The 9,816-nt window shown below is 69.6% G+C and carries 11 protein-coding genes; 6 read left to right on the forward strand and 5 right to left on the reverse strand.

Going from position 1 to position 9,816, the window contains the following annotated elements; all coding sequences use genetic code 11:
- Positions 1 to 172 precede the first annotated feature (172 nt).
- Entirely contained in the window at positions 173 to 1,219 is a 1,047-nt protein-coding gene (locus GUY60_RS28000; protein WP_161702732.1) for a PadR family transcriptional regulator, read from the forward strand.
- 30 nt (positions 1,220 to 1,249) lie between these two features.
- On the opposite strand, the gene GUY60_RS28005 is transcribed toward GUY60_RS28000, so the two are convergent.
- Both GUY60_RS28005 and GUY60_RS28010 read right to left on the reverse strand, forming a co-directional pair.
- Entirely contained in the window at positions 1,250 to 2,212 is a 963-nt protein-coding gene (locus GUY60_RS28005; RefSeq protein WP_161702734.1) for a zinc-binding dehydrogenase, read from the reverse strand.
- A 334-nt stretch (positions 2,213 to 2,546) separates the two neighbouring features.
- Positions 2,547 to 3,752 carry an NAD(P)-dependent malic enzyme gene (locus GUY60_RS28010; protein ID WP_161702736.1) on the reverse strand — a complete coding sequence of 402 codons (1,206 nt, stop codon included), beginning with the start codon at positions 3,750 to 3,752 and terminating at the stop codon, positions 2,547 to 2,549.
- 695 nt (positions 3,753 to 4,447) lie between these two features.
- Here GUY60_RS28010 and GUY60_RS28015 point away from each other — a divergent pair.
- From GUY60_RS28015 to GUY60_RS28025, 3 genes are read left to right on the forward strand one after another with little or no spacing between them, the layout of a single operon-like run.
- Positions 4,448 to 5,404: an ABC transporter substrate-binding protein gene (locus GUY60_RS28015; RefSeq protein ID WP_161702738.1), complete on the forward strand. Its 957-nt coding sequence runs from the start codon at positions 4,448 to 4,450 to the stop codon at positions 5,402 to 5,404.
- A 32-nt stretch (positions 5,405 to 5,436) separates the two neighbouring features.
- Complete coding sequence (locus GUY60_RS28020) at positions 5,437 to 6,369, forward strand: amino acid ABC transporter permease (protein WP_161702740.1); 933 nt, start codon at positions 5,437 to 5,439, stop codon at positions 6,367 to 6,369.
- On the forward strand, positions 6,366 to 7,127 hold the full coding sequence (locus GUY60_RS28025; RefSeq protein WP_161702742.1) for an amino acid ABC transporter ATP-binding protein: 762 nt from the start codon (positions 6,366 to 6,368) through the stop codon (positions 7,125 to 7,127). The genes GUY60_RS28020 and GUY60_RS28025 overlap by 4 nt, the downstream gene beginning before the upstream one ends.
- Before the next feature lie 70 nt (positions 7,128 to 7,197).
- Here GUY60_RS28025 and GUY60_RS28030 read toward each other — a convergent pair whose 3' ends face one another.
- A complete protein-coding gene (locus tag GUY60_RS28030; RefSeq protein WP_161702744.1) occupies positions 7,198 to 7,974 on the reverse strand; it encodes a class I SAM-dependent methyltransferase in 777 nt (258 codons plus the stop codon).
- Positions 7,975 to 8,064: 90 nt separating this feature from the next.
- Between GUY60_RS28030 and GUY60_RS28035 the strand changes: the two genes are divergently transcribed.
- Positions 8,065 to 8,694, forward strand: coding sequence for a CGNR zinc finger domain-containing protein (locus tag GUY60_RS28035; protein WP_161702746.1), 630 nt, complete (start codon positions 8,065 to 8,067; stop codon positions 8,692 to 8,694).
- On the opposite strand, the gene sodX is transcribed toward GUY60_RS28035, so the two are convergent.
- Positions 8,598 to 9,035, reverse strand: a complete 438-nt coding sequence (gene sodX, locus GUY60_RS28040; RefSeq protein ID WP_161702748.1) for a nickel-type superoxide dismutase maturation protease — start codon at positions 9,033 to 9,035, stop codon at positions 8,598 to 8,600. The genes GUY60_RS28035 and sodX overlap by 97 nt on opposite strands.
- 197 nt (positions 9,036 to 9,232) lie before the next feature.
- Between sodX and sodN the strand changes: the two genes are divergently transcribed.
- Complete coding sequence (gene sodN / locus GUY60_RS28045; RefSeq protein ID WP_161702750.1) at positions 9,233 to 9,628, forward strand: superoxide dismutase, Ni; 396 nt, start codon at positions 9,233 to 9,235, stop codon at positions 9,626 to 9,628.
- A gap of 7 nt (positions 9,629 to 9,635) precedes the next feature.
- Here the strand turns inward: sodN and GUY60_RS38580 are convergent.
- On the reverse strand, positions 9,636 to 9,816 hold a 181-nt coding region (locus tag GUY60_RS38580), incomplete at its 5' end, for a hypothetical protein (RefSeq protein ID WP_161702752.1).

Below are 9,816 nucleotides of genomic sequence, written 5' to 3' on the forward strand. Positions count from 1 at the left end.
GGGTACGGGGAGACGTACGCGGAGACGCCCCCGGCCACGCACGAGGACGCTCCGCCCCCGCGCACCCCCCGGAGTCCGGGCGCAGCTTCCGGAGGGGACAATTCCACGATGGACACGCCTCCCGCGGACGCCCCGGCCGCAGGTGACAGCACGACCGGGAAGGTGCTCTGACATGCCCCCCGTCTTCGCCCACGGCCGCCTGCGCCTCTACCTCCTGAAGCTCCTCGACGAGGCCCCGCGCCACGGTTACGAGGTGATCCGCCTCCTGGAGGAGCGCTTCCAGGGCCTGTACGCGCCCTCGGCGGGCACCGTCTACCCGCGCCTGGCCAAGCTGGAGGCCGAAGGCCTGGTCACCCACACCAGCGAGGGCGGCCGCAAGGTCTACTCGATCACGGACGCGGGCCGGGCCGAACTGGCCGACCGCAGTGGTGAGTTGGCCGACCTGGAGCTGGAGATCCGTGAGTCCGTGGCCGAGCTCGCGGCGGAGATCCGCGACGACGTGCGCGGCGCTGCGGGCGATCTGCGGCGCGAGATGCGGGCGGCGGCCGGTGAGACCCGGCGCGGCGCCTCGTCCCGCAAGGCCGACAAGGCCGACTGGCCCGGCATGGACAACCCCCTCGGCGACACGGACACCTGGCTCCAGGCCAAGGAGGACCTGCGCCGCGCCAAGCAGGAGTGGAAGGAACAGGCCCGCCGGGCCAAGGACGAGTCCCGCCGCGCCCGCGACGAGGCCCAGCGCGCCCGCCGCCAGGCCAAGGAGGCGCAGGACGCGGCCCGCGACGAGGTGCAGCGGATCGCGAAGCGCGTACAGGACCAGGTGCAGGACCACTTCACGCGCGGCGACTGGCCGACGGGGCTGCGCGAGGGTCTCGCCGAGATCACCAAGGAGTTCGGCCGCTTCGGCAAGTCGGCTTCGGGGCCCGGCACTTCGGGGTCCGGTACTTCGGAATCCGGGCCGTCTGCCGCCGGAACGGCCACCGCTCCCCCGCCGGCGCCCGAGCCCGAGTGGGTCCGGCAGGACTCCACCGGTGACCCGGCCCGCGACCTGGACCGGCTGCTCGACCGCTTCCGCGACGACATCCGCGACGCGGCCCGCGACCACGGCGTCACGGAGGCCCAACTCCGCGACGCCAGGCGCCACTTGTCCGCCGCCGCCGCGCACATCGGGGCGGCACTGCGCGGCGGGACCGGCTCGTCCGGGGGCACCCCTCAGGCGTAGCCGCGGGCCGAAAGGGGTACGGGCGACGGCTCAGACGGTGAGTACGATCTTGCCGAACTGGCCGCCGTCCGCCAGCCGTTGGAAGCCCTCGCGGGCCCGGTCGAGCGGCAGCACCTCGTCGATCACGGGGCGTACGCCGGTGGCGGCGCAGAAGGAGAGCAGGTCCTCCAGCTCGTCCTTGGAGCCCATCGTCGAGCCGACGACCTTCAGCTCCAGGAAGAAGATCCGGGTCAGCTCGGCGTGCGAGGGCCGGTCGCCGCTGGTCGCGCCGGAGATCACCAGGGAGCCGCCGGGGCGGAGGGACTTCACCGAGTGCGACCAGGTGGCGGCGCCGACCGTCTCGATCACCGCGTCCACCCGCTGCGGCAGCCGCGCGCCCGGCTCCACGGCCTCCACCGCGCCGAGCTCCAGGGCCCGCTTCCGCTTCGCCTCGTCCCGGCTGGTCGCGAACACCCTCAGGCCCGCCGCCTTGCCGAGGACGATCGCGGCCGTGGCGACCCCGCCGCCCGCGCCCTGCACGAGCACCGAATCGCCCGGCCGTACCCCGGCGTTGGTGAAAAGCATGCGGTACGCGGTCAGCCAGGCCGTCGGCAGACAGGCGGCCTCCTCGAAGCTGAGCTCCTTGGGCTTGGGCAGCACGTTCCAGGTGGGCACGGACACCTGCTCGGCGAACGTGCCCTGGTAGCGCTCGGTGAGGATCGAGCGCGGCTCGTCCGGGCCGACGCCGTGCCCGGTCTGGCCGATGACGGAGTGCAGGACGACCTCGTTGCCGTCGGCGTCGATCCCCGCGGCGTCACAGCCGAGGATCATCGGCAACTTGTCCTCACCGAGGCCGACGCCTCGCAGGGACCAGAGGTCGTGATGGTTGAGGGAGGCGGCCTTGACGTCGACGGTCGTCCAGCCGGGGCGCTCCGTGGGGGCCGGGCGCTCCCCCAACTCGAGGCCGCTGAGCGGCTGGTCACGGTCGATGCGGGCGGCGTAGGCAGCGAACATGTCTCCGACGGTATTGCGGGGGAGGGTGCACCGGAACCACGTACCGGTGTGACGTTGATCGGCGCGCCGTCGACTCGGTTGCCGTCGATCGCCCTGCGGGCTCGTCCTCAAGCGCCGGACGGACTGATTTGTTCGGACCGGCTGATTTGTCCGGCACAACGCCCGCTCGCGGAAACGGGAAAGGGCCCCGCCATCAGGCGGGGCCCAAATCCAGCCCGTCGGAAATCCAGCCCGTCCGGCGATTGAGGACGAGCCCGAAGGGCGAACGGGGTCCGGGGCGGAGCCCCGGGACGGCAACCGAGTCAACAGAACCCGAACGCCGCCCCCGGAAGGCTCAAGCGCGAGCAACGCCCTCCGCACGGGCCGCCGCAGCCACAGCCGCCGTGACCGCCGGGGCAACCCGCTCGTCGAACGGCGACGGGATCACGTACTCCGCGGACAGGTCATCACCGACGACCTCGGCGAGCGCGTCGGCCGCCGCGATCTTCATGCCCTCGGTGATCTGCGAGGCGCGCACCTGGAGGGCGCCCGCGAAGATGCCCGGGAAGGCGAGCACGTTGTTGATCTGGTTCGGGTAGTCCGAACGCCCGGTCGCCACGACGGCCGCGTACTTGTGCGCGATGTCGGGGTGCACCTCGGGGTTCGGGTTCGCCATCGCGAACACGAAGGAGTTCTCGGCCATGGACGCCACGGCCGGCTCCGGGACCGTACCGCCCGAGACGCCGATGAACACGTCCGCGCCCGCGAGCGCCGTCTCCAGCGAACCGGAGAGGCCGGCCTTGTTGGTGAGCTCGGCCAGCTCGCGCTTGACCGGCGTCAGGTCTTCCCGGTCGCTGCTCACGACGCCCTTGCGGTCGGCCACCTGGACGTCGCCGATGCCCGCTTCCAGCAGGAACTTGGCGATGGCGACACCGGCCGCGCCCGCACCGGAGATCACGGCGCGCAGGTCGCCGAGGGTCCGGTTCGTGAGCTTCGCGGCGTTACGCAGCGCGGCGAGCGTGACAACCGCCGTGCCGTGCTGGTCGTCGTGGAAGACCGGGATGTCGAGGGCCTCCTTGAGGCGGTCCTCGATCTCGAAGCAGCGCGGCGCCGAGATGTCCTCGAGGTTCACGCCGCCGAAGGACGGGGCGAGCCGCACCACGGTGTCGACGATCTCGTCGACGCTGGTGGTCGCGAGGGCGATCGGCACGGCGTCCACGCCGCCGAACTGCTTGAACAGAATGGCCTTGCCCTCCATCACGGGGAGGGAGGCTTCCGGACCGATGTCACCGAGTCCCAGAACCGCCGTGCCGTCGGTGACGACCGCGACGACGTTGGACTTCCACGTGTAGTCGTTGACGAGCTCGGGCTGCTCGGCGATGGCGCTGCACACCTTGGCCACGCCAGGTGTGTACGCGAGGGACAGGTCGTCCTTGTCGCGGACCGGCACGGTGGCCTGAATGGCCATCTTGCCGCCGCGATGGAGCGCGAAGGCGGGGTCGAAGGGCTCCACGCCCTCCGCACCGGCGTCGCTGCGAGGGTTGACGATCTCCGCTGCCACTTTTGTCTGACCCCTTAAGTCTTATTCGTTGAGGGTGACCACTCCTGGTTCAGGGGTGGGCGGGCACCGCGTCCGTTACTCGCGTCGGCGGTTGGCCCGCTTCCGCAAGGGGAGGTACGTACGCGCGGGCGCGCCGCACACGCGCCCTGAGCCCCGGATGAGGGGTGTAACAGCCCTTTTTACCTGAAGACCTCGGGGCCCGGCGAGCGGCATTGGTCACTGCCCGGCAAGCGGCTTTTGCCCACCACCGAAACGAACGATGATCGTTCATCGTCCGGTCACCGGCTGTTGCCCGGTTCCCAGTCGCCGCAAGGCCTTCCGACGTACGGCCGAGCCCTGCGGACGCGGGGCCGGCCGAGCGGATCCATCCCCCGCACGGCGTCGGGCGGAGGGTTCTCAAGTCGCCTCAAAAGGTCACAAGGGTCACACTGGACACCCTGAAAGTTCTGTCCACATGGCGAGATTCGCCGGATGAGAAGTGGTTAGCGGTGGTTTACCGCTTTCGTCGCGTTGCCCCGTGATCAACGAGTCGCTCACCGCGCGGTCTTCTCGTTATCCGATTTTGACATGGCTGAGCCCCTGAAGCGGTCCGTCCGAATGGCAAGATGCCTCAATCACACGAGGTCGCAGCACACGAAGCCGCGTGCCGTCGACCCATCGCACGGCAACTCCCTCACCCGCCGGAGGAACCACCCATGACCGCAAGCACCACCTGTCGTACGACCGCAGGCAAGTCCCGAATAGTCGCGGTCGGCGCCATAGCGGTCGCGAGCACCCTGCTGCTCACCGGCTGCGGCGACCAGACGAACGCCAACCAGGGCGGCTCGGATGTGCAGAACGCCCCGCTCGCCGACAAGCTCCCCAAGAGCGTCAAGGACGCCGGCGTCGTCAAGGTCGGCTCCGACATCGCGTACCCGCCGGTGGAGTACAAGGACAAGGCGGGCAAGGTCGTCGGTATCGACCTGGACGTCGCCAAGGCGCTCGGCAAGCAGCTGGGCGTGGAGTTCACGTTCGAGAACGGCACCTTCGACACGCTGCTCGGCGGACTCCGCTCCAAGCGGTACAACATCGCCATGTCGGCCATGACGGACACCAAGGACCGCCAGAACGGCATCGACCCGGAGAAGGGCACGAAGGTCGGCCAGGGCGTCGACTTCGTCGACTACTTCAACGCGGGCGTCTCGATCTACACCAAGAAGGGCGCGACCCAGGGCATCAAGACCTGGTCCGACCTGTGCGGCAAGAAGGTCGTCGTGCAGCGCGGCACCGTCTCGCACGACCTGGCCAAGGCCGAGTCGAAGAAGTGCACGGCCGACGGCAAGGGCAAGCTGTCCATCGAGGCCTTCGACAACGACCAGCAGGCCCAGACCCGGCTGCGTTCCGGTGGCGCCGACGCCGGCTCCTCCGACTTCCCCGTCGCCGCGTTCGCCGTGAAGACCTCCGGTGGCGGCAAGGACTTCGAGCTGGTCGGCGAGCAGGTCGAGGCCGCTCCGTACGGCATCGCCGTACCGAAGAACAACCCCGAGCTGCGTGACGCGATCAAGGCCGCGCTCGACGCCATCATCAAGAACGGCGAGTACGACAAGATCATCTCGAAGTGGGGCGTCGCGGAAGGCGCTGTCACCGAGGCCCGCATCAACGGCGGCAAGTGAGCGATCCCGAACGCTGTTGAAAGGCAACTCCCGTGACTGTTGACATAGACAAGCAGGGCCCGGAGGACGTACCCCCGGCCGGCCCCGAGGCCATCAAAGCCGTTCCGGTGCGGCACTACGGCCGCTACCTCTCCGCCCTCGTCGCCATCGCCGTTCTCACGGCGATCGTCCTCGCCTTCGCGCGGGGCAACATCAACTGGGGCGCGATCCCCGACTACTTCTTCGACGCCCGCATCGTCGACGGTGCCAAAGAAACGCTTCTTCTGACCGTCCTGTCGATGGCGATCGGCGTGGGCGGCGGCGTCCTGCTCGCCGTGATGCGCCTGTCGAAGAACCCGGTGACGTCGTCCATCGCCTGGTTCTACATCTGGTTCTTCCGCGGCACCCCGGTCCTGGTCCAGCTGTTCGTCTGGTTCAACCTGGGCTTCGTCTTCGACTACATCAACCTCGGCCCCGTCTACAAGGACGAGTGGTCCGACTTCATGACGCCGTTCCTGACGGCGCTGCTCGGCCTCGGCCTCAACGAGGCCGCGTACATGTCGGAGATCTGCCGCGCCGGTCTGCTCGCGGTCGACGAGGGCCAGACCGAGGCAGCGCACGCGCTCGGCATGAGCCACTCGAAGACGCTGCGCCGCGTGGTGCTCCCGCAGGCGATGCGCGTCATCGTCCCGCCGACCGGCAACGAAGTCATCAACATGCTGAAGACGACGTCGCTGGTCGCCGCCGTCCAGTATTACGAGCTCCTGCGCAACGCCCAGGACATCGGCCAGAGTTCGGGCGCCACGGTCGAGGTGCTGTTCCTCGCCGCCGCCTGGTACCTGATCATGACCTCGATCCTCAGCGTCGGGCAGTTCTACCTGGAGCGTTACTACGCGCGCGGCTCGTCCCGCCAGCTCCCGCCGACGCCCTGGCAGAAGGTCAAGGCCAACATGCTGTCCCTGCGCCGTCCGGAGGTCACCCGATGAACGTCATGGTGAAGGCCGAGGGCGTCCACAAGTCCTTCGGCCACGTAGAGGTCCTCAAGGGCATCGACCTGGAGGTCGAGCAGGGTGAGGTCTTCTGCCTGATCGGCCCGTCCGGTTCCGGCAAGTCGACGTTCCTGCGCTGCATCAACCACCTGGAGAAGGTCAACGCCGGGCGGCTGTACGTCGACGGCGAGCTGGTCGGCTACCGGCAGAAGGGCGACAAGCTCTACGAGCTCAAGGACAGCGAGGTCGCCCTGAAGCGCCGGGACATCGGCATGGTCTTCCAGCGCTTCAACCTGTTCCCGCACATGACGGCTCTCGAGAACGTCATGGAGGCGCCGGTCCAGGTCAAGGGTGAGTCGAAGGCGGAGGCCCGCGAGCGGGCCGGCCGGCTGCTCGACCGCGTGGGGCTCGCCGACAAGGCGGGCAACTACCCCTCGCAGCTCTCCGGCGGCCAGCAGCAGCGCGTGGCGATCGCCCGCGCGCTCGCCATGGAGCCGAAGCTGATGCTGTTCGACGAGCCGACCTCGGCGCTCGACCCCGAGCTGGTCGGCGACGTCCTCGACGTCATGCGCGACCTCGCCGAGTCCGGCATGACGATGATCGTCGTCACGCACGAGATGGGCTTCGCCCGCGAGGTCGGCGACAGCCTGGTCTTCATGGACGAGGGCGTGGTCGTCGAGTCCGGCAACCCGAGGGACGTACTGAACGACCCGCAGCACGAGCGGACGAAGTCGTTCCTGTCCAAGGTGCTGTAACGGCAAGGCCGTTGAGCTACGACGAGGGCGGTACGGGACCATCCCGTACCGCCCTCGTCATGTGCCGGGCCTACTTCACGGCGAGGACCAGCGCGTCCGACGGCGAGGACCACACCGCGCGCGCCTCGGCGAAGCCCTTCTCGCGCAGCACGCGCGCGTGCCACTCGACGGGCGGGGTGTCGCCGTCGGCGTGCTCCCCGTAGATCGCGAACCGCTCCGCGGTCGGCCCGGCGAGCACCGGGTCCTTCGCGGCCAGCGCCCACCAGTCCGCCCAGTCCAGGGCGCCCGCGGCCTTGGCCCGGTCCTGGCGGGCGTGCCGCTGGGCGCGGTCGGCGGCGTTGATACGCGGCGTGGACGGGTCGGGCATGTGGTCGGCGTTCATGAACACCCCGCCCTCCCGGACGAGTCCGGCGATCTGCCCGTAGAGCACGGCGAGCGGCTCACTGTGCAGCCAGTGCAGCGCGGTCGCGGTCAGGACGGCGTCGTACGAGTCGTACGGCAGCTTCGCCGTCCAGTCGGGGTCCTTGAGGTCGGCGGTGACGAAGGTGACCCGGTCGTCCCCGGCGAACGTGCCCTCGGCGATGGCGAGCAGCGCGGGGTCGAGGTCGACGCCGGTACTTACCGCGTCCGGGAACCGCTTGAGCAGCCGGTCCGTGATACTCCCCGTACCGCACGCGAGGTCGAGCACGCGCGGCCGCGGCCCCACAAGGGCTTCGACCATGTCGAGCTGGACGCGGAACCGCTCCTCTCGGTCCGGCATGTACCACTCCTGCTGCCGGTCCCAGCTGGTCTGCCAGGCTTGCCAGTCGGCGGTTCCCGCGCTGGCGCCCGTGGTGGTCTCGGTCATCGGAACCCCTCCAGTACGTAATACCCTGGACACGAGAGTGCCCATTACCTCAGCGAAGACGACGATAGCCCGCGCCCGTAAGGACTACAAGTGGAACTGGCCTATTACTCGGACTACGCCCTCCGCCTGGTCAACAGTGAGGAGCCGGCCCGTAACAAGGACTCCCTGACCTCCGTCGACGCGGTCCGCGACCTCTTCGGCCAGAACTCCTCGGCGGCCCGGCGCACCACCGACGCCGATGTGACCCGGTTCCGGTCGGTGCGCGCCCGGCTGCGCGCGGTCTTCGAGGCGGCGGACGGCGGCGACGAGACGCTCGCGGTCGACCTGCTCAACTCGTTGCTGCTCGAATTCCCGGTGAGCCCGCAGGTCTCCGGGCACGACCACCGTGATGACGACGGGCGGCCGCTGTGGCACATGCACCTCGCCGACCACCCGTCGAACGCGACCGCGGGCTACGCCGCCATCGCCTCCATGGGCCTCGCCTTCCACCTGACGGAGCACGGCGTCGACCGGCTCGGCCTGTGCCAGGCGGCCCCCTGCCGGAACGCCTACCTGGACACGTCCACGAACCGCTCCCGACGCTACTGCTCGGACCGCTGCGCGACCCGCGCCAACGTCGCCGCCTACCGGGCCCGCAAACGTGAGGAGGCCGACCGGTCGCAGAGCACCGGGCGTACGGCGGAGAGCAGCCAGAGCGCGGCCCGCAGCGGCGATCGCTGACCGTTCGCGCGCGGCCGGAAGCGGCCGACCACCCGGGCCAGCACCAGCTCCTCGGGCACCGTCCCGTAGTCCGTACTGTCGCCGCCCGCATAGGAGTTGTCGGCAAGCACCCACCAGCCGGCGTCGCGCCGCTCCACCGCCCGCTTCACCACGAGCAGGTCCTGCTGGAACGGGTGGCGCAGCACGATCACGTCCCCCGGCCGGACCTTCGCGCCGTACCGGACGAGCAGCTGGTCGCCGTGGCGCAACGTCGGCACCATGGACGGCCCGTACACCTCGGCCACCCCGAACGGCCCCCGCGCCTCACCGGTTCGTCCCGGTTCACGCCCCTGCTCCCGCATCCGTCACCTCCTGGCCGGGCGGCCTCGCGGCCCCGCGACCCGTTCTCAACGACAGCACCAGTCTGCCGGTCCGATCGTCCACCGGCCCCGGTTCCCCCCTGGACTTTTGTCCTAAGCCCCCGGGGCCGCCCGCGAAATCCCCTCCCTCACGGAGTAATGTCGCCTCTGAGAAGACGATCACGAGGAAGGACAGCTAGATGCTCTCCCGCCTGTTTGCCCCCAAGGTGAAGGTCAGCGCGCACTGCGACCTGCCCTGCGGTGTGTACGACCCGGCCCAGGCCCGCATCGAGGCGGAGTCCGTCAAGGCCGTCCAGGAGAAGATGGCGGCGAACGACGACGTCCACTTCCAGGCCCGCGCCACCGTCATCAAGGAGCAGCGCGCCGAGCTCGCGAAGCACCACGTCTCGGTGCTCTGGAGCGACTACTTCAAGCCCCCGCACTTCGAGAAGTACCCGGAGCTGCACCAGCTGGTCAACGACGCCCTGAAGGCCCTCTCGGCCGCCAAGGCGTCGAAGGACCCGGCCACGGGCCAGAAGGCGCTGGACTACATCGCCCAGATCGACAAGATCTTCTGGGAGACGAAGAAGGCCTGATCTTCGATCAAGCCGCCTGACCTGCAACTTCCTTGGTTGCCTGGTCTTCCGGTCCGCACCCGGCACGCAGGCCGCCGAACACGGCGTCCATGACGGTCCGGGTGCGGTCTTCTTTTTTTGCCCGGTCTTCTGTTTGCCCGGTCCGCTTGACGGCCTGGGAGGGGCGAGGGGCGGGGCGAGCATCCCCC

The sequence above is a fragment of the Streptomyces boluensis genome (assembly GCF_009908195.1).
Classification (GTDB): domain Bacteria; phylum Actinomycetota; class Actinomycetes; order Streptomycetales; family Streptomycetaceae; genus Streptomyces; species Streptomyces boluensis.

Coding starts and splice junctions, on each gene's coding strand:
- GUY60_RS28015 (WP_161702738.1), top strand. CDS start 4,448: ATGACCGCAAGCACCACCTGTCGTACGACCGCAGGCAAGTCCCGAATA.
- GUY60_RS28030 (WP_161702744.1), bottom strand. CDS start 7,974: ATGACCGAGACCACCACGGGCGCCAGCGCGGGAACCGCCGACTGGCAA.
- sodN (WP_161702750.1), top strand. CDS start 9,233: ATGCTCTCCCGCCTGTTTGCCCCCAAGGTGAAGGTCAGCGCGCACTGC.
- GUY60_RS28005 (WP_161702734.1), bottom strand. CDS start 2,212: ATGTTCGCTGCCTACGCCGCCCGCATCGACCGTGACCAGCCGCTCAGC.
- GUY60_RS28025 (WP_161702742.1), top strand. CDS start 6,366: ATGAACGTCATGGTGAAGGCCGAGGGCGTCCACAAGTCCTTCGGCCAC.
- sodX (WP_161702748.1), bottom strand. CDS start 9,035: ATGCGGGAGCAGGGGCGTGAACCGGGACGAACCGGTGAGGCGCGGGGG.
- GUY60_RS28000 (WP_161702732.1), top strand. CDS start 173: ATGCCCCCCGTCTTCGCCCACGGCCGCCTGCGCCTCTACCTCCTGAAG.